Below are 19,982 nucleotides of genomic sequence, written 5' to 3' on the forward strand. Positions count from 1 at the left end.
GTTCAAGGTAACACAGGTGCTACTGGTGCCACTGGCGCTACTGGACCTCAAGGCGTTCAAGGTAACACAGGTGCTACTGGTGCCACTGGCGCTACTGGACCTCAAGGTGTTCAAGGTAACACAGGTGCTACTGGTGCCACTGGCGCTACTGGACCTCAAGGTGTTCAAGGTAACACAGGTGCTACTGGTGCCACTGGCGCTACTGGACCTCAAGGTGTTCAAGGTAACACAGGTGCTACTGGTGCCACTGGCGCTACTGGACCTCAAGGCGTTCAAGGTAACACAGGTGCTACTGGTGCCACTGGCGCTACTGGACCTCAAGGTGCTCAAGGTAACACAGGTGCTACTGGTGCCACTGGCGCTACTGGACCTCAAGGTGTTCAAGGTAACACAGGTGCTACCGGTGCCACTGGACCTCAAGGTGTTCAAGGCAACACAGGTGCTACTGGTGCCACTGGCGCTACTGGACCTCAAGGTGTTCAAGGTAACACAGGTGCTACTGGTGCCACTGGCGCTACTGGACCTCAGGGTGCTCAAGGTAACACAGGTGCTACTGGTGTCACTGGCGCTACTGGACCTCAAGGTGTTCAAGGTAACACAGGTGCTACCGGTGCCACTGGACCTCAAGGTGTTCAAGGCAACACAGGTGCTACTGGCGCTACTGGACCTCAAGGCGTTCAAGGTAACACGGGTGCTACCGGACCTCAAGGCATTCAAGGACCAACGGGTGCTACCGGCGCTACTGGTATAGGAGTTACTGGACCTACTGGACCTTCTGGTGGACCTACCGGACCTACTGGGCCTACTGGACCTAGCTTCCCTATAGCAACAATTGTTGTAACAAACAATATTCAGCAAACAGTACTGCAATTTAATAACTTTATTTTTAGTACTGCAATTAACGTAAACAATATTATCTTCAACGGCACAGATACAGTTACTGTTATTAACGGTGGTATTTATGTAATTAGCGTATCCATTTCTACAACTGCGCCAGGATGCGCTCCACTCGGAGTAGGAATTTCAATTAATGGAGCAGTCGCAACTGATAATTTCTCTTCAAATTTAATAGGCGACTCACTTTCATTTACTACAATCGAAACATTAGCAGCTGGTGCAAGAATTTCTGTTCAATCTACTCTTAATGAGATTACGATCCCTGCGACAGGAAATACTAACATCCGCCTTACTGTATTTAGAATCGCTTAAATTTCATGATATATTGTTTATGACAAATAAAAAAAGAGCGAGGAAACTCGCTCTTTTTTTGTTATGTACAATAATTCATTACTATTCTAATTCAATTGAAACATTTTTTTGTGGTACAAATGTGGAAATTGCATGTTTATAAATAAGCTGCTGCTTACCTTCTGTTTCCAGCAGGACTGTAAAATTATCAAATCCTTTAATTAGTCCACGAAGCTGGAAACCATTTAATAAGTACAGCGTAACAAACGTATTTTCTTTACGGAGTTGATTTAAAAACTGATCTTGAATATTGATTGATTGCTTCATGTCGAATCCTCCTCTTTTTCTCTACTTACTATTATTCGACTTTACTTGTAACTTTCCTTCTATGTATCGTAAAATTTCTGACGTTTTTTCACCGTCTGTAACATCAAACCACGTGACATCCATTTTATTACGGAACCACGTTAATTGACGTTTTGCATAACGACGCGAATTCGTCTTTAATTGTGACACCGCATCTTCTAAAGAGGCTCGATTCTCAAAATAATCATAGATTTCTTTATATCCAATCGCTTGAATAGATTGACAATCTCGTATCCCTCTATTATACAGCCCTTCTACTTCCTCTAATAGGCCTTGTTCCATCATCAAATCCACTCGTAAGTTAATGCGATCGTATAGCATTTCTCGATCCATTGTCAAGCCAATTAATGAAACATCATAGAGTAACTCTTTTTCTTGTTTCTCAATTTGTTCACTCATTTTTTCACCCGTCGTGTGGAAAATTTCTAACGCCCGAATGACACGTCGTACATTATTTGCATGAATACGCTCCGCACTTTCTGGATCTACTTCTTGCAATTTTTTATGTACATATTCCACACCGCGTTCTAAAGCTAACTTTTCCATTTGCTCTCGGTATATCACATCACCAGCATCATCTGTAAACTGATAATCGAATAAAACAGATTGTATATAAAGACCGGTCCCACCAACTATAATTGGTAATTTACCACGTTCTGTAATTTCTCGAATATGCTTGCGAACACGTTCTTGAAATTCCGCGACAGAAAATGAATCTTCCGGATTTTTTATATCGATCATATAATGTGGAATTCCGTCCATCTCTGCTTTTGTTACCTTTGCGGTTCCAATATCCATCGTTCGATAGATCTGCATGGAATCACCACTAATAATTTCACCGTTCAACGCTTTGGCAAGATCGATACTTAACTTCGTCTTTCCAACAGCAGTTGGTCCAATGATGACAGCAACTTTTTCACGTTGCACTTCTCCCATATCATTCAACTCTCTTTATGTAATATACTCCATCTATTGATTATACCCAATCTTACCAATTTTAACGGCATGATTGCAAGTTCTTTCATTTCGGTACATGAAATTATACAGAAAAAAGAACATAGTTTGTCCAATTCTGCATATACATGATAAAAATAGTTTCGAGAGGATGAGTTAACTATGAAACAATCCACCATCAATTTTTCATCTTTGACAAAAGAACTCATTTTAGCCACTTCTACAAAAGAACAAAATTGTTCACAAGAGGAATTATACTTCGCCCTAAATTGTTTACTACGGGCTTTTCATTCTACTCTCCATGAAACAACATTACATCCAGAAAATAAAAATACAGAATATATACAAACGCAATTTTGCAGTGCATATAAAATTATTACAGGTAAAACTATTTATCCATTTCAATAATCCATAAAAAGCGGCTGCTTACATAGTTTCAAGCAACCGCTTTTTATATTAATATCGATAACCTATTGTATAACTTTCACTTTTACAGATTTGCGCCCCCAGCTATTAGCACTACCATCTGAACCGACTAATACATCAATACGATTTCCTTTAATCGCACCACCGGTGTCTCCAGCAATCGCTTCTCCATATCCTTCTACCCATACTTTTGATCCAAGCGGAATTACTTTCGGATCAACAGCAATTACTTTCATATTTGGATTTGCTGTTAAATCATGCCCCATTGCAGTTAATACACGACCACCATACGAACCATTCTCACTCGGATCTGCTGTATATGCCGTCGCTTCTACTGTAATTTCACGACCACCAGTAGGCGCACTTGTTTCAGTAGATTTTGCAACTGGTTTTGCAGCCGGTTTTTCTTTTACCACAGGTTTACTTGATTCTACATTCTTAATAGAATCGTTACTCTTAACAGACTCTTTATTCTTAACTACTGTATTATTTTTAACTGGCGTATTTGTTCTAGCTGGCGCTTCTTCTTGAGCTACAACCTCTTTCTTTTCGATTACAGGTGCTGTTCCTGTTAAAAATGGCACGTGAACATATCCAACTTTTCCATTGTAGTCGAATTGTAACCATTCATTTTGAACTTGATTCGTCGTTTCAATCACATCATTTTTATTAAGTTTACCTAAAATTTCAGAATCAGTATTCGCTCCAGCACGAACATTTAATACGCCCGCCGTTACATAATATGTGCTCTTTGTAAAATCGGCACTTACAAACGCTTCCTTACCGTTCAACTTAATTTTTGTCCATCCATTTTCTGTATTTATAACATCTAGTGTATTCCCACTGAACACTTTACCTACAAGCTTTGCCTCTACATTTGGGTTTTCTCTAACATTTAATACGTCTGTTGTTACAATTGTTTCCGCTTTAGCAGAACCCGCAAAAATCCCAAGACCAAAAACTGCTGCTGTTGCTATACCTAATAATTTTTTCATGAATAGCCTCCATTTGCTTTGTTTTCGTATTTTCATTATAGCAACAGATTTTTAGAATTTTTAGAAATCACACAATTACAAAGCATTCGTAATATACGATTAACGAGTTGTAACATAAATTTCCATATTAATAAAATGCATTTCTAATACAATCTCCAGTGGTTTTCATATATTTTTCATATACGAGCACAAGAACTTTTTTCCAGAAAAAATTACAGTGTTACTTTTTTGTTACAAAAAATTCACAATTCGTTACATCTTTTACCAAAAAACATCAATATTCAATTGTTAACCTATTTTTTTTGTAATAAAAAGAGAGCAGCTACTAAAAACTGCTCTCTTTTTATTTGTTATTGAACTTTCTTTTTCCAAACACCTAGCATAACAGCCGAGACAATTGTTCCAATTAATATAGAGAAAATATATAGTAACGGTTTATTTACTAACGCTATTACAAATAATCCACCATGCGGTGCCGGTAATGTAATTTGGAATAACATAGATAACGCACCTGCAATACTTGAACCAACAACACAACTTACGATTACTCGAACCGGATCTGCAGCTGCAAACGGAATCGCACCTTCTGTAATGAACGACGCTCCCATAATATAATTTGTTAAACCAGATTTACGTTCCGCTTCTGTAAACTTTGATTTAAAGAATGTAGTTGCGAATGCAATCGCAAGTGGTGGTACCATCCCACCAGCCATAACTGCTGAGTGCACTCCAAAATTCTGCGCTTCTATTGCAGCAATACCAAACGTAAATGCCGCTTTATTAATTGGCCCCCCCATATCAATTGCCATCATACCACCTAAAATAAGACCTAGTAATATAGCATTCGTACCGTTTAAACCATTTAACCACCCTGTCAACATTTCATTTAATGCTACTACAGGCGGAATTACTACTTTTTGCATTACAACTCCTGTAATCAATAATCCAAAGACTGGATATAACAATACAGGTTTAATTCCTTCTAATTGTACTGGTAGTCCTGAAAATAATCTTTTCAACCCTAAAACAACATATCCAGCTAAGAAACCAGCAATTAATCCACCTAAAAATCCAGCATTCGCATTCGCCGCTAAAAATCCACCTACAACACCAGGCATAAAACCAGGACGATCAGCAATAGAACTTGCAATAAATCCAGCTAAAATTGGTACAAGGAATAAAAACGCACCTGTTTTTCCTCCACCAATTGACATGAACAATTCAGCTAAAGGACCTTCCGCCTTTATACCACCAAACGAAAACGCTAGCGCTATTAAAATCCCGCCACCAACAACGAATGGAAGCATATTACTTACACCGCTCATTAAATGCTTATAAATTCCTAATCCTTTTTCTCCCTCAATACTTTCTGATTTCCCGTCCTCTTTTACACCTTTAAAGATTGGTGCATCTTGTTTGACAGCTCGCTTAAGCAGATTTTCCGTTTTTCGAATCCCATCAGCAACTGGCACTTGAATGACATGTTTACCAGCAAAACGATTCATTTCTACTTGTTTATCCGCCGCAACAATAATAGCTGTTGCACGTTCAATATCCTCTTTCGTTAAACCGTTTTTAATACCTGTTGATCCGTTTGTTTCAACTTTAATCGCTATTCCTAACTCTGTCGCTTTTGCTTTTAAGCTATCCGCTGCCATATATGTGTGAGCGATTCCAGTTGGACAAGCTGTAACAGCAAGTACGTACGGTTCATTTCCTTCTGGTTTTGCGACTTCAATCTCTTCTTCTTTTTCATTCTCTTTTTCATCAAATAGTTGAAGAAGCTCACTTTCATCCTTTGCTTCTAATAGTTGCTTGCGAAATCCTTCATCCATTAATAATGTCGATAAACGAGACAACGTTTCTAAATGAGTATTATTCGCTCCTTCACTTGCAGCAATCATAAAGAATAAGTGTGCTGGCTGTCCGTCAAGCGACTCATAATTGATACCGCTTACACTTCTACCAAAACAAATCGATGGTTGTTTAACAGCCTTTGTCTTCGCATGAGGTATTGCAATACCTTCCCCTATTCCAGTCGTACTTTGGGCCTCCCGCTTTAAAATAGCTTCTTTAAATTCCGTTTTACTATTTAAACGATTTGCCCCGCTTAATTTCTCAACTAATTCATCTATGACAGCTTCTTTATTTGAAGCTGTCAAATCCATAATGACTGTATCCCTTTTTAATAGTTCTGTAATTTTCATATGTTGCTTCCCCCTATCGCTTAGCTACAATTACTTGCGACAATAATTCTTCTACTTTTTCCTTCTTACATAAATCAGCTGAAAATGCTGTTGCACTCCCTGTTGCAACGCCGTATTGAAATGCCTTTTCAATATCTTTTGTCTGTTCATATTTGCCTACAAACCCTGCAACAAGAGAATCCCCGGCCCCAACTGAATTAATTACAACACCTTTTGGAACAGTCGCTTCATATATACCTTCTGCCGTAAATAATAAAGCTCCCTCTCCAGCCATCGATACGATAACGTGTTTTACACCTTGTTCAATTAATTTTCTTCCATAAGGTAAAACGTCCTCTACTGTTGAAAGCTCCACTCCAAACAACTCACCAAGTTCATGGTGGTTTGGCTTAATTAAAAATGGCTTATTTTTAATTACATGTTGCAGTGCACTTCCACTTGCATCTACTACTACACGAATACCTTTTTCAGCTCCAAACGCAGCAATTGATTCGTAAAAGGTACTTGGAATAGAAACTGGTACACTCCCAGCAAGTACAACACAATCTCCAGGTTGCATACTCTCAATTTTTTTCATTAACTGTTCGAACTGCTCTTTTGTTACAATAGGACCTTGGCCATTTAATTCTGTTTCTTCTTCCCCTTTTATTTTCACATTAATGCGAGTATCTTCATCTACTTGGACGAAGTTTGTTGTTACACCTTCCGTCTGTAATACCTCTTTAATAAATTGACCAGTAAATCCACCAGTAAATCCAAGTGCTATATTTTTAACACCTAAACGCTGAAGAACACGAGAAACATTAATTCCTTTTCCTCCAGGAAACTTCATATCTTTTTCCGCTCGATTTATTGTTCCTAAATCAAAGGAAGAAACTTGCACTACATAATCAATAGATGGGTTTAAAGTAACTGTATAGATCATTGTTTATCAGCCTCAATTACATTGGTTTGTTGTTTATATTTTTCTAAATCAATTTCTAAATGGTTTGTAATAATATTTGCATCTTCAACATTTGCAATTTTCGCAAACGCAACTTCTGAAAACTTACTTTCATCAATTAAGAAATATCCTTCGTTTGCTAATGTTAATGCCATTTGTTTTAAGAGCGCTTCTTCTGGATCTGGCGTTGTAAAGCCAAGCTGTTCATGTACACCATTTGCACCTAAAAAACATTTATCAAAACGATACTTCTGCATACTTTCCTGTGCCATAGCACCGATTAAAGCTTTCGTCCTACTCTTCATCATTCCGCCTAGTAAATACGCACGAATATTATTTTCAACTAAAGCTTCAATATGCATAAGTCCATTCGTAACGACAGTAACATCTTTATTTATTAAAAATGGAATCATTTCAAATGTTGTACTTCCTGCATCTAAATAAATACAATCACCTTGTTCAATAACGCTAGCCGCATACTTAGCAATTTGTTGTTTTATTTGAATGTTTTTGGATGATTTTTCGACCATCGTTGGTTCTTGCCCTTTTCCTGTTAAAACAGCGGCACCACCATGAACTCTTTTTAATAACCTTTGCTTTTCCAATTGTGCTAAATCACGGCGAATTGTCGACTCAGAGCTTTCTGTTCTTTCAACTAATTGCTGTAATTTTACAACTTTCTGTTCTTTTACAAGTTGCAATATCATTTGATGACGTTCAGGAGTTAACATTTTATTCACCTCTTCTTTGATTACAGTATAATGAAAACGGTCACAAAAATCAACCATAAACAATCAAAAATAATCAAAAACATCCACAAACATTTATAAACAGCAAAAAAAGAAACCTATTCGATCAAACAATCAAATAGATTTCTTTTCTAAATTCACTTATAAAGAAGCTTTATATATACTTAAAACATCATCTTTATTTAATTTTTTAAAGTTACCAAATTCACCATACGCCATCGCTTTATCCGCCATTAAATCAATTTCATTTTCTCCAATAGCGTAATCAGATAATGTTACTGGCGCCTCAATTGAAGTCCAAAATTGACGTAACGCCTGAATTCCTTCTAACGCAATTTCTCGATCAGTCTTTCCATCTGTTTCTACATTGAATACTCGAATAGCAAACTGTTTAAAACGACTTACATTTCCCTCTACAACATGCTTCATCCAGTTCGGGAATAAAATCGCAAGGCCACCCCCGTGTGGTATATCATGAACAGCAGAAACTGCATGCTCAATATTATGAGTCGCCCAATCTCCTTTTACTCCCATTGCTAAAATGCCGTTTAACGCCATAGTACCACAATATAAAATAGTTTCTCTATGCTCATAATTTTCTAAATCACTTAAAAGCTTAGGAGCTGTCTCAATTACTGTTTTTAAAACAGCTTCACAATAACGATCTTGTAGTTCTGTATTCGTTCCATGATGGAAATATTGTTCTAATACGTGCGACATAATATCTACCATACCGTAAATTGTTTGATCTTTCGGTACAGAAGTAGTATGAACTGGATCTAAAATCGAAAACTGCGAGAAAGTAACCGGGCTACCCCATCCATACTTTTCATTCGTTTCCCAGTTTGTAATTACCGAGCCTGCATTCATTTCAGATCCTGTTGCTGCAAGAGTAAGTACAGTACCAAATGGTAATGCCTCATTAGCAAATGTTTTTTTCGTTACAATATCCCATACATCTCCATCGTACTTACTACCAGCTGCAATTGCCTTCGTACAGTCGATTACACTTCCTCCACCAACTGCTAAAATAAATTCAACACCATTCTCTTTACAAATTTGAATCCCTTTCTTTACAGTTGATACACGTGGATTCGGTTCAACACCTGTTAATTCAAATACTTCTGCATTAATATCCTTTAAAATAGAAATTACATTATCATAAATACCGTTTCTTTTAATGCTGCCTCCCCCGTATACGAGAAGAACTTTTTTACCGAACTGTGGAATTTCAGTTTTTAACTGTTCTAATTGACCTTTACCGAAAATAAGTTTCGTTGGATTACGAAATACAAAATTTTGCATATTTCTTTACCATCCCTTCTATATGAAAAGCAACTATACTTTTGTATACCATATTTTTTTCATTTCACAAAAATATTTGCTTAATAAAAAAATCCCAGCCTACAGGCTGAGATTTTTTTATTGGTAATAAGGTGAGATCATTAAGTAAACAATAACACCAGATAAACTTACATATAACCAAATCGGCATCGTCCAACGTACAATTTTACGGTGACGTGTTAATTGATTTGTAAAACCAAATACAAGCGCAAACAATGCAAGTGGTACGATAATTGCTGCTAGGATAATATGTGTAATTAAAATGATGAAATACACATATTTAATGAATCCTTCTCCGCCAAAATGTGTTGCCGGTGCTAAGTAATGATACGATAAATACGACACACAAAATAGTAAAGTTGTCGTAAATGCTGCAAGGATAAAACCACGATGCATTTTCACATTCTTTTTAATGATAGAGAATAACGCTGCTAATAAAAATACGAACGTAAAGCTATTAAAAATCGCGTTTAACATTGGTAAAATCGTTACATCAAAATGTACTTCTCCTTCATAGCCAACAGGTCCAAAGAACAAAAATAAAATAATCGCATTTACAATTACAGAAAGCGTTATCACAATAGGAGCATAGCTTTTCTGATTTGTTGATTGATCCACCAAAATGGTCACTCCCTCTTCCTTCAAGTATGTATACATAACCTCACTATTTTAACATATTATTCACAGTGTAAATGTGACAATAGTTTGACACAGCAAGACCAGACAAAGAAAAAAATCCTTCTTAATAAAACTTCTTAAGAAGGATTTTATCGCTTTATTATTCAAATAACAATGCGATTAGTTTTTGTTAAAAAATGTATCGCTATATGCTTGAAAAATTTCAGACACTTGATATCCCATTAATGAAATTGCTGTTAATGAAAAGAAACCAATCATAAGAAATCGAAACCACATATAAATCTCCTCCTTGTATTTAGCTTAAAAAACATTCGCTATATTACAAGTTGAGTGGCACTCTTCATCGTCACTTTCCTTTTTCCTTACAATTGCTGTAATAAATCGAATCATAAAGAAAACTACAAAAGGAAATTGTTCGTAATTCACATTGGCATAGTTTAGCAACGGCTCGCGCTGCACATCGAACGGAGATGAGAAGGAATAGAACATACCTTGCTCTTCCATATATACAATTACAATTTTCATGCAAAATACGATTCCTAGAAACGAAACAATATCTTGCCATTCTGTCGTATATAACAGGTTATACAGCTCTAATACGTACTCTTCCATCATCATCCCCCCTTCCTTTTTTACCATTTTGCTCGCCTTCGTATAAAAAGTCAAGAAAAAAGTTTATATTCACTATGACAATAGTAATTACTTGTTTCTATGATTATATATGATTCTTTTATAGCAATGATTGGGTGTAACTCTCTTCGAAAATAAGAAAATTAGAATCGAACAGATTCCTCATTCTTACTTTTAGGATGCAAAACTGTGATATTTTTATTTCTATTAAAAATAAAATAAGAAAGTATGATAAGAACAGTAACAAACATTGTTAAAAATGCTTGTGAACGTAAAGTATCAATTACGAACATCGCAACTAAAACTGCTATAATAGCAGCAATTGTAACATACGTTACATACGGAAAAAGCCACATTTTCACTTTCAAATTTTGTTGTTCTACTTTCCCCATTTTTTTACGCATCTTTAAATGCGAAACTGCAATAACGAGATAAACTAGTAACGCAATCCCGCCAGATGCATTCACTAAAAACAAAAAGACTTTATCTGGAGAAATGTAACTAAACACAACTCCAATATAAGCGAAGAAAGTTCCAAATAAAACCGCTCGAACGGGAACACCACTACTGTTCAATTTTAAAAATGACTTTGGAGCATCTCCTCTTTCTGCCATTGAAAAAAGCATTCTTGAATTTGTATATAAGCCTGAATTTAAGCAAGAAAGTACAGCTGTTAAAACGATAAAATTCATAATTTGTGCTGCCGCTGGTATTCCTATATGTTCAAGTACAGCTACAAATGGACTTTTTAATATGTTTGCTGAATTCCATGGCAGTAGCGTAACAACTACCGCTATAGACCCAATAAAAAATACAAGAATACGCCAAATCACAGTGTTTGTTGCTGTTTTTACTGCTTTTACAGGTTCTGCAGATTCACCTGCGGCTACTGCTACAATCTCTGATCCCATAAATGAAAATATAACAACAGTAATTCCAAGCAGGACCGAACTTATACCGTTTGGCATAAATCCACCTTGTCCAATTAAATTCGAAGTGCCGGGTGCTTCTGTTCCTGAAACAAATCCTAAAATAACAGCAAGACCTAGACAAAGGAACAAAACAATACTTATTACTTTAATAAAAGAAAACCAATATTCAAACTCTCCAAATGATTTCACCGAAAAAACGTTCGTCAGCGTTAATAAAATTGTTAATATTAAACTTAATAACCAAAGCGGTATTTGTGGAATCCAATATTGGATAATACCAGCACCTGCTGTGGCTTCTATTGCAATAACAATTACCCAAAAAAACCAGTATAACCAGCCTATTGTATAACCCGCCCAAGGACCAATCGCTTCTCTTGCATACGTTGCAAATGAACCACTTGTCGGATTAACAGCTGCCATTTCTCCTAGCATTCTCATGACGAAAATGACTAGAAGTCCTGCTAATGCATATGAAACGATAGAACCTGGTCCTGCCGAATGTACAACTGCACCACTTCCAACAAACAAACCAGCCCCTATTACGCCGCCAATTGAAATCATTGTAATGTGGCGTATTTTGAGGTCTTTCTTTAGATTTTTATCCAAATCTTGTACATCCCCTTCCAAACTAAATTTTGAAACTTATGTAAGAGTACTGTGCGAAAGATTTTGTTCTATACGTTAAAATATATCAAAATATTCTGAATTTAACAATTACAATTCAACCTTCTTCAAAAATTATTACATTAGGTTTAATACTTTCCCATACACAATTGTTGAGAAAATTATAGTCCCTTTACAAAAGAAAGAATTTTCAGATATTATTAAATAAACAAGATTATACATCTAGACAACTTTTTGTATAGGAGTGTTGATATGTTAAACAAGTTCAAATTTTTTTGTTGTATTTTAGTAATGTTCTTACTTCTACCGCTATCTCCTTTCCAAGCACAAGCAGCAAACAATTTAGGTTCAAAATTACTCGTTGGATATTGGCATAACTTTGATAACGGTACTGGCATTATTAAATTAAAAGACGTTTCACCAAAATGGGATGTAATCAATGTATCTTTTGGTGAAACTGGTGGTGATCGTTCCACTGTTGAATTTTCTCCTGTGTATGGTACAGATGCAGACTTCAAATCAGATATTTCTTATTTAAAAAGTAAAGGAAAGAAAGTAGTTCTTTCAATAGGTGGACAAAATGGAGTCGTTTTACTTCCTGACAATGCCGCTAAGGATCGTTTTATTAATTCCATACAGTCTCTAATCGATAAATACGGTTTTGATGGAATAGATATTGACCTTGAATCAGGTATTTACTTAAACGGAAATGATACTAATTTCAAAAATCCAACTACTCCCCAAATCGTAAATCTTATATCAGCTATTCGAACAATCTCAGATCATTATGGTCCAGATTTTCTATTAAGCATGGCTCCTGAAACAGCTTATGTTCAAGGCGGTTATAGCGCATATGGAAGCATATGGGGTGCATATTTACCAATTATTTACGGAGTGAAAGATAAACTAACATACATTCATGTTCAACACTACAACGCTGGTAGCGGGATTGGAATGGACGGTAATAACTACAATCAAGGTACTGCAGACTACGAGGTCGCTATGGCAGATATGCTCTTACATGGTTTTCCTGTAGGTGGTAATGCAAATAACATTTTCCCAGCTCTTCGTTCAGATCAAGTCATGATTGGGCTTCCAGCAGCACCAGCGGCAGCTCCAAGTGGTGGATACATTTCGCCAACTGAAATGAAAAAAGCTTTAAATTATATCATTAAAGGAGTTCCGTTCGGAGGAAAGTATAAACTTTCTAACCAGAGTGGCTATCCTGCATTCCGCGGCCTAATGTCTTGGTCTATTAATTGGGATGCAAAAAACAACTTCGAATTCTCAAATAACTATAGAACATATTTTGATGGTCTTTCCTTGCAAAAATAACAAAGTAAAACTATAATTAGCCCCCATCAATCGGACATTTATGGGCAATCAATGCAGGATAAAAACAGCAATAGGACCCTTTATAGGTCCTATTGTTGTTTTTTATTTATGAAAATTACTTTGTCACATCTAAAGTTTTAAGAAACTGTTTTCCATCGCCCAACATCGCACGTTCCTCCGAATCATATTGTTAAATATTCTAGTCACTCTTTTGCTTCAACACAAAAACTGAAAGTTCAGGTACACTACAAAATCTAACAGGCATCCTAGTAGTCCCAATACCACGATTTACATATAAATATAACTGCTTACTCTTCCCCTCCACTTCATACATACCTTCAACATAACTCTCAGCTAGTTTGGTAGTAATTAACGGACCTACAAAAGGGATTTGGACTTGTCCCCCGTGACTATGTCCTGACAGTTGAAGATCAACTGGGTAACGATTTATTTTGGTTACAACATCCGGCTCATGTACTAATAACATGTTGAAATCATTTTGTTTCAAGTTTTTTAAAGTTGAATCTATTTTCGGCTTCCCTAATAGAAAATCATCCAAACCTGATATTGTAATATATTTGCCGTTTTCCACTTTAATTTTCTGCACTTCATTTACTAATACAGAAAAACCAGCTTCCTCGATATATTTTTTGTAAAATAAACTACCGCCCCCGCCCCTATCATGATTCCCAAACACAGCATATTTCCCTAAGGGAGCATAAATTTTCTGCAAAATAGCCTTCGCTCCCTCTCTTTCTGCACTATAAGAACCAAATTTATCTATTAAATCTCCGGTAAAAACTACTATATCTGGATGTAATTCATTCATCTTCTCCACCAAATGTTCAAGTTGCTTCAATGTAAACTCTGGCCCTAAATGTACATCTGAAAACTGTAATATTTTTTTATTATTAAATTCTTTAGGAATTGCAGAAGCTTCTATTTCATTCCATGTAACTGTTACTAGTTTTCGTTCTATTTCTGTCGCATAATAATACAAACTTACTAGTATCATTAATATACTTATAAAACTAATAATAAATATCTTTACGATTGATTTTTTTCGTTCTTTTTTTACATGATTCGTATTCATGTTTTCACCTCTAGAAACACTTTAAATCCTTATTGTTACATTAATGTGACAACATGAACAATGTTATTAATATGTAATTTCCTCCCTATTCACTTTGACAATTTTATACAGAAGTCATACCATATTTTTATAATATATATATTTTCGAATCTTTTTCTATTCATTCCATCATTTTATTACGGAGGGGTTATTCATGTCTGTATTTACACCAGAAGAAATTACGGAACTTGCTGCGAATTCCGGAAGGAAAAAAGCTCATTTATCATTACTCCCTATGCTAATTCTCGGTTTTTTTGGCGGTGCTTTTATCGCATTAGGGTATTTACTCGATATTCATGTTATCGGAACAATGCCAAAATATTGGGGATCATTTACTAGTTTTCTAGGCGCTGCTGTATTCCCTATCGGTCTTATTCTCGTTATTCTTGCAGGCGGTGAACTAGTAACTGGTAACATGATGACAGTTTCTATGGCTTGGCTTCAAAAGAAAATTACTTTATTTCATTTCATACGAAATTTAGTTATTGTTACGTTTAGCAATTTCATAGGGGCTGTATTTGTAGCCTACTTTTTCGGCCATATCGTTGGCTTAACTGAAGGAGCTTTTTTAGCGAAAACTATTTCTATCGCTCAAGCGAAACTACAAGATACACCATTGCAAGCATTTATTTCTGCAATCGGATGTAATTGGCTCGTTTGTTTAGCTGTTTGGCTCAGTATGGGAAGTAAAGAATTTATCGGAAAGATTATCGGTATTTGGTTCCCAGTTATGACTTTTGTTGCGATTGGATTTCAACACGTTGTAGCAAATATGTTTGTCATCCCAGCCGCAATTTTTGCCGGTCATTTCACTTGGGCTGAATATTTTCCAAACTTTATTTTTGTTTTCTTTGGAAATTTAGTAGGAGGTATGTTATTTGTAGCACTACCTTACTTCATATCTTATAATAAGAAACTATCTTCTTATCAAGAGAAGACTGAAATGAAGAACAAATCTCTGTCGGCTTAAATAGAATGTCTATAAAGAACCCTAAAAATATTACAAATTTCATTTTTTTTGCGAATATATGTACGTACACTTGTTCTCGAATGTTTTATACGTTATAATAACAACTTAAATAGCATTATTTACATATGAGGTGAAAAACATGAACAAAACAGAATTAATTAAAAACGTAGCACAAAATGCTGAGATTTCTCAAAAAGAAGCTACTGTAGTTGTACAAACTGTAGTAGAATCAATCACTAACACTTTAGCTGCTGGTGAAAAAGTACAACTTATCGGATTCGGTACATTCGAAGTTCGCGAAAGAGCTGCTCGTACAGGCCGTAACCCACAAACTGGTGAAGAAATGCAAATCGCAGCTTCTAAAGTACCTGCTTTCAAAGCTGGTAAAGAACTAAAAGAAGCTGTAAAATAATGAAAAATATCCTTCTCATTTATGAGAAGGATATTTTTTCATAACATAATTAATAAAAATCTGACCATTATGCTGTTTCTTTTGTTCTTTTATGCAAATAAAATCTTTACTTTCAAAAAAAGGTTTTGCGGTAATGCTCGCCTCTGTATATATCTCCCTATGTCCCAAGTTCACTGCTTCTTTTTCTAACTTCTGTAGTATGTATGAAGCGACTCTTTTCCCTTGATAATCTTTATGCGTAAATAAACGATCTACGTAACGATCATCGTTATAATCCCCAAACCCCACAATCATACCTTTATGATCCGCTACATAGCTAATATTCTTTTCTAAAGACTGTAACCAATTTTCTCTATCTAGTCGCTCCGGTGCCCACGCCTGTAGCTGTAACTCATTATAATCTTTTGCATTAACCGTATGAACTGTTTCATAGAACAATTGTAATACTTGATCTAAATCTTTTTTCTGGAATGTTCTAATTATAATATCTTTTAACATATATAAGTCTCCTTACCAAACTACCTCTTAACTTTTCTACTACATACGATTCTATATTTCTGCTTTATTATATCGTTTTAATTTCTATACGAACAAAAAAACAATACTTATTCAAGTATTGTTTTTTAATTCTATTCAATTACTTAATGTAGCTTTTTAAGGTTTTAATTTAACTCTTTGTAATCGTAATGCATTTAATACAACGGATACAGAACTAAATGCCATCGCTGCTCCAGCAACCCAAGGGGCTAAGAAACCTAATGCCGCAATTGGAATTCCTAACGCGTTATAAGCTAATGCCCAGAATAAATTTTGTTTAATATTTCTTATCGTCATTTTACTCATAAATATCGCATCAGCAATACTATTTAAGTCACCGCGGATTAACGTTATATCCGCTGCTTCCATCGCTACATCCGTTCCCGTTCCAATTGCCATACCAATGTTCGCTGTAGCAAGAGCAGGAGCATCATTTATCCCGTCTCCAACCATCGCTACTTTCTTACCATTTGCTTGCAGTTTTTTCACTTCTTCTGCTTTTCCTTCTGGCAATACTTCTGCAATTACGTGATCAATACCAACTTGCTTTGCAATTGCCTGAGCAGTTTGTGTATTATCTCCTGTAATCATCACAACGTCTAGACCCATTTTTTTCAGTCTTGCGATAGCTGCTTTTGAAGTATCTTTCACAGTATCTGCAACGGCAACTATACCAGCATATTCTTTATCGATTGCAATAAGCATTGCTGTTTTTCCTTCTCGTTCTAGCGCTTCCATTGATTTAGAAACTTCTTCAATATCAATATTGAATTTCTTCATTAATCGACGTGTACCAATTAATAAGTGTTTTCCTTCTACAACTGATTCGATACCAAATCCCGGAATCGCTTCAAACGTTTCTGAACTCGGGATATCAATTTTCTTTTCTTTAATTCCTTCTACAATCGCTTCTGCAAGCGGATGTTCAGAATTTCTTTCTGCTGCCCCTACTAATCTAAGCAGTTCATTTTCATTGAATCCATCTGCTACAATTACATCTGTTAATACCGGCTTCCCATTTGTCACTGTACCCGTTTTATCTAGAATAACCGTATCTAATCGGTGCGTTGCTTCTAAATGCTCTCCACCTTTAAATAAAATACCATACTCAGCCGATCTTCCTGATCCTGCCATAATAGATGTAGGCGTTGCAAGACCTAATGCACATGGACAAGCAATAACAAGTACTGCTATCATTTTCTCAAGTGCTCCGCCAAAATCACCAGGTGTAACAAATATCATCCATACTGCAAATGTGATAATCGCAATCACAACTACAACCGGTACGAAAATACCTGAAATTTGATCTGCTACCCTTTGAATAGGAGCTTTTGAACCTTGTGCCTCTTCTACTACTTTAATAATTTGAGCTAATGCAGTATCTCTTCCTACCTTAGTTGCTTTCACTTTTAAAAATCCATTTTTATTTATTGTCGAACCTATTACTACATCCCCAATTGACTTATCAACAGGAATACTTTCACCCGTTAACATCGATTCATCAATTGCTGATTTTCCTTCTACAATCTCACCATCTACTGGTATTTTTTCACCAGGCTTTACATAGACGATATCACCAGTTACTACTTCTTCAATCAAAATTTTTATTTCTGTTCCATCTCGCACAACTGTAGCTGTCTTCGCTTGTAAACCCATCAATTTTTTAATTGCTTCTGATGAGCGCCCTTTTGCTTTCGCTTCAAATAATTTACCTAAAATAATTAATGTAATAAGTACCGCACTCGTTTCAAAATATAAATCTGTCATATGTTCCGAAGAACCAATAGATTGAATACTTAAATATACACTATAGAAGTACGCGGCCGACGTTCCAAGCGCCACGAGAACATCCATATTAGCACTTTTATTGCGTAACGCTTTATAAGCCCCAACATAAAACTGTCCACCAATGATAAATTGAACAGGAGTTGCAAGTGCTAGTTGCACCCAAGGGTTCATTAACATATCCGGTAAATAAATAAATGACGTAAATGAGAAATGACTAACCATTGCCCACAATAATGGGAAAGATAAAATAAACGAAATAATAAACTTCTTCTTTTGTCTTTCAATTTCTTGTAATCGATGATCAGTTGATGCATCTTGATCATCTGGTTTCACTTCTAATTTATATCCTAGCTTCGTAATCGCGCTCTTCATTTCATTTACATTAACTTCATCAGGGTTAAAGTCTACTGTGGCTGATTCTAAAGCAAAATTTACTGTCGCCTTGTTCACACCATCTAACTTATTTAAACGCTTTTCAACTCTATTTGCACATGCTGCACATGTCATTCCTGAAACAGTAAATTCAGCTTTATCACTTACAATTCCATATCCTAATGATTCAACTTTTTCTTTAAATTGTTGCGGATTTGTTTTAGTTGGATCGTACATTATTTTTGTTTTTTCAAGCGCAAAATTTACATTTGCCTCATGAACACCTTCTACTTTTTTTAGACCTTTTTCAATTCTATTTGCACATGCCGCACATGTCATTCCTGATATTTGAAGATTGGCCTCTTTTTTTTCATTCATGTCTCTCACCTCTATATACCCTTATGAGGTATAATGATTAGCAAAATAATTATTGAACATCGTATCCTTGATCTTCGATTACAGCAACGATATCTTTTAATTTGACAGCAGACGAGTCGATAGTAACTTCAACAGTTCCTTCTGCTAATTGAACCTTCACTTGTTCAACACCGTTTAGCTCTTTCACACTGCTTTCGATAGCATTTACACAATGTCCACAAGACATACCTTCAACCTGTAATGTTAACTGTTCCATTTAAAATCCTCCTCTTGTTTATTCATTGTTTGTTAATCACAATTACATCTTACCATACCCCCCTAAGGTAATCAATGGTTTTGTATCATGATTTTTCAATTATTTTCTAAAAGTTTATTTTACACACACTTTTTCACTACAATACACCCAAATCCAATATGAGGGTAAACAAAAAAACAAGCCAGTTAAATACTAGCTTGTTTTTACGCTTTTGAAAAACGTTCAAATACTGTCATTAATTCTTCAATTGCTTCGTCACCATTTCCATTTTTAATAGCTCCTGAAACACAATGACTCGTATGATTTTTGAGAACGCCCATTCCTACTTTTTTCATCGCTGCATTAATCGCTGAAATTTGCACTAAAATATCTACGCAATAACGATCATTTTCAATCATGTTTTGAATACCGCGGACCTGTCCTTCAATTCTCTTTAATCTATTTATAATCTGTTCTTTTTCTTTTTCTGATCTATGTGTTACTGCTTCATGCTCTTTATGATCCATATTATCACCTTCTTAAAGTTTCTCTTCATCCAATAAAACAATTGTTTTTTATGAGTATACCAATTATAGCATTAAATATCTACGCATGATACCCCATAAGAGTATATTTACACTTTATGATTATTCTTAACAACGCATTAGCTTCTTAATCTCAATTTTCAGTATACCCTTTCCTTTTTGTCAAAAAATCATTATATCTCTCATCAAAATTCAATAAAGTGAAACAAGAATAAGCGGGGATTACCCGCCCCCGCTTATTCTTCGTCTATAATGTTTTAATTTAAATTTTCAGATATTTA

Annotated in this window: 20 protein-coding genes; 5 read left to right on the plus strand and 15 right to left on the minus strand. The window is 35.6% G+C overall.

All coding sequences use genetic code 11. From position 1 onward, the window contains the following. On the plus strand, positions 1–1,209 hold a 1,209-nt coding region (locus tag ACTFR3_RS09650), incomplete at its 5' end, for a Gly-Xaa-Xaa repeat protein (protein WP_440044387.1). Between the two features lie 81 nt (positions 1,210–1,290). Here ACTFR3_RS09650 and hfq read toward each other — a convergent pair. Together hfq and miaA are read right to left on the minus strand one after the other, a co-directional pair. After that, entirely contained in the window at positions 1,291–1,515 is a 225-nt protein-coding gene (gene hfq / locus ACTFR3_RS09655) for an RNA chaperone Hfq (protein ID WP_000813896.1), read from the minus strand. A gap of 21 nt (positions 1,516–1,536) precedes the next feature. Next, positions 1,537–2,490 carry a tRNA (adenosine(37)-N6)-dimethylallyltransferase MiaA gene (miaA, locus tag ACTFR3_RS09660; protein ID WP_000504929.1) on the minus strand — a complete coding sequence of 318 codons (954 nt, stop codon included), beginning with the start codon at positions 2,488–2,490 and terminating at the stop codon, positions 1,537–1,539. Positions 2,491–2,670: 180 nt separating this feature from the next. Between miaA and ACTFR3_RS09665 the strand changes: the two genes are divergently transcribed. After that, positions 2,671–2,916: a hypothetical protein gene (locus ACTFR3_RS09665; protein WP_017656570.1), complete on the plus strand. Its 246-nt coding sequence runs from the start codon at positions 2,671–2,673 to the stop codon at positions 2,914–2,916. A 62-nt stretch (positions 2,917–2,978) separates the two neighbouring features. Here ACTFR3_RS09665 and entD read toward each other — a convergent pair whose 3' ends face one another. The 8 genes from entD to gabP all read right to left on the minus strand — a co-directional run bounded on the left by entD (position 2,979) and on the right by gabP (position 11,979). Next, positions 2,979–3,929 (minus strand): cell wall-binding protein EntD, encoded by a 951-nt coding sequence (gene entD, locus ACTFR3_RS09670; RefSeq protein ID WP_017656571.1) that lies wholly within the window; start codon positions 3,927–3,929, stop codon positions 2,979–2,981. A 350-nt stretch (positions 3,930–4,279) separates the two neighbouring features. Then, positions 4,280–6,136 (minus strand): PTS fructose transporter subunit IIABC, encoded by a 1,857-nt coding sequence (locus ACTFR3_RS09675; protein ID WP_017656572.1) that lies wholly within the window; start codon positions 6,134–6,136, stop codon positions 4,280–4,282. 13 nt (positions 6,137–6,149) lie between these two features. Then, complete coding sequence (gene pfkB / locus ACTFR3_RS09680) at positions 6,150–7,061, minus strand: 1-phosphofructokinase (RefSeq protein ID WP_000640859.1); 912 nt, start codon at positions 7,059–7,061, stop codon at positions 6,150–6,152. Then, positions 7,058–7,810: a DeoR/GlpR family DNA-binding transcription regulator gene (locus tag ACTFR3_RS09685; protein ID WP_000957279.1), complete on the minus strand. Its 753-nt coding sequence runs from the start codon at positions 7,808–7,810 to the stop codon at positions 7,058–7,060. Before ACTFR3_RS09685 ends, pfkB begins: the two co-directional genes overlap by 4 nt. 159 nt (positions 7,811–7,969) lie before the next feature. Further along, the gene (locus ACTFR3_RS09690; protein ID WP_440044388.1) at positions 7,970–9,133 is read right to left on the minus strand and encodes an iron-containing alcohol dehydrogenase; all 1,164 of its coding nucleotides are present in this window, start codon (positions 9,131–9,133) and stop codon (positions 7,970–7,972) included. 117 nt (positions 9,134–9,250) lie between these two features. Beyond that, positions 9,251–9,793: a DUF420 domain-containing protein gene (locus tag ACTFR3_RS09695; protein WP_000228315.1), complete on the minus strand. Its 543-nt coding sequence runs from the start codon at positions 9,791–9,793 to the stop codon at positions 9,251–9,253. A gap of 318 nt (positions 9,794–10,111) precedes the next feature. After that, the gene (locus ACTFR3_RS09700; protein WP_002026213.1) at positions 10,112–10,450 is read right to left on the minus strand and encodes a hypothetical protein; all 339 of its coding nucleotides are present in this window, start codon (positions 10,448–10,450) and stop codon (positions 10,112–10,114) included. 134 nt (positions 10,451–10,584) lie between these two features. Beyond that, on the minus strand, positions 10,585–11,979 hold the full coding sequence (gabP, locus tag ACTFR3_RS09705; RefSeq protein WP_440044389.1) for a GABA permease: 1,395 nt from the start codon (positions 11,977–11,979) through the stop codon (positions 10,585–10,587). 270 nt (positions 11,980–12,249) lie between these two features. On the opposite strand from gabP, the gene ACTFR3_RS09710 reads away from it, so the two are divergent. Then, the gene (locus ACTFR3_RS09710) at positions 12,250–13,332 is read left to right on the plus strand and encodes a chitinase (protein ID WP_000932436.1); all 1,083 of its coding nucleotides are present in this window, start codon (positions 12,250–12,252) and stop codon (positions 13,330–13,332) included. 199 nt (positions 13,333–13,531) lie between these two features. Here the strand turns inward: ACTFR3_RS09710 and ACTFR3_RS09715 are convergent, their stop codons facing one another. Next, complete coding sequence (locus ACTFR3_RS09715; protein ID WP_001095335.1) at positions 13,532–14,425, minus strand: metallophosphoesterase; 894 nt, start codon at positions 14,423–14,425, stop codon at positions 13,532–13,534. Between the two features lie 193 nt (positions 14,426–14,618). Between ACTFR3_RS09715 and ACTFR3_RS09720 the strand changes: the two genes are divergently transcribed. Then, positions 14,619–15,434, plus strand: coding sequence for a formate/nitrite transporter family protein (locus ACTFR3_RS09720; protein ID WP_000110545.1), 816 nt, complete (start codon positions 14,619–14,621; stop codon positions 15,432–15,434). 139 nt (positions 15,435–15,573) lie between these two features. After that, positions 15,574–15,846 (plus strand): HU family DNA-binding protein, encoded by a 273-nt coding sequence (locus ACTFR3_RS09725; RefSeq protein WP_001043904.1) that lies wholly within the window; start codon positions 15,574–15,576, stop codon positions 15,844–15,846. A 15-nt stretch (positions 15,847–15,861) separates the two neighbouring features. On the opposite strand, the gene ACTFR3_RS09730 is transcribed toward ACTFR3_RS09725, so the two are convergent. From ACTFR3_RS09730 to ACTFR3_RS09745, 4 genes are all read right to left on the minus strand, one after another. After that, positions 15,862–16,344 carry a GNAT family N-acetyltransferase gene (locus ACTFR3_RS09730; protein ID WP_000910167.1) on the minus strand — a complete coding sequence of 161 codons (483 nt, stop codon included), beginning with the start codon at positions 16,342–16,344 and terminating at the stop codon, positions 15,862–15,864. Between the two features lie 156 nt (positions 16,345–16,500). Continuing rightward, positions 16,501–18,921, minus strand: a complete 2,421-nt coding sequence (locus tag ACTFR3_RS09735) for a heavy metal translocating P-type ATPase (RefSeq protein ID WP_001003180.1) — start codon at positions 18,919–18,921, stop codon at positions 16,501–16,503. 49 nt (positions 18,922–18,970) lie between these two features. Then, entirely contained in the window at positions 18,971–19,177 is a 207-nt protein-coding gene (copZ, locus tag ACTFR3_RS09740) for a copper chaperone CopZ (RefSeq protein ID WP_440044390.1), read from the minus strand. Positions 19,178–19,380: 203 nt separating this feature from the next. Further along, positions 19,381–19,683 carry a metal-sensing transcriptional repressor gene (locus tag ACTFR3_RS09745; protein WP_000349637.1) on the minus strand — a complete coding sequence of 101 codons (303 nt, stop codon included), beginning with the start codon at positions 19,681–19,683 and terminating at the stop codon, positions 19,381–19,383. Positions 19,684–19,982: the final 299 nt, after the last annotated feature.

It is taken from the genome of Bacillus cereus group sp. MYBK14-1, assembly GCF_051916885.1.
GTDB classification, from domain to species: Bacteria; Bacillota; Bacilli; order Bacillales; family Bacillaceae_G; genus Bacillus_A; species Bacillus_A cereus.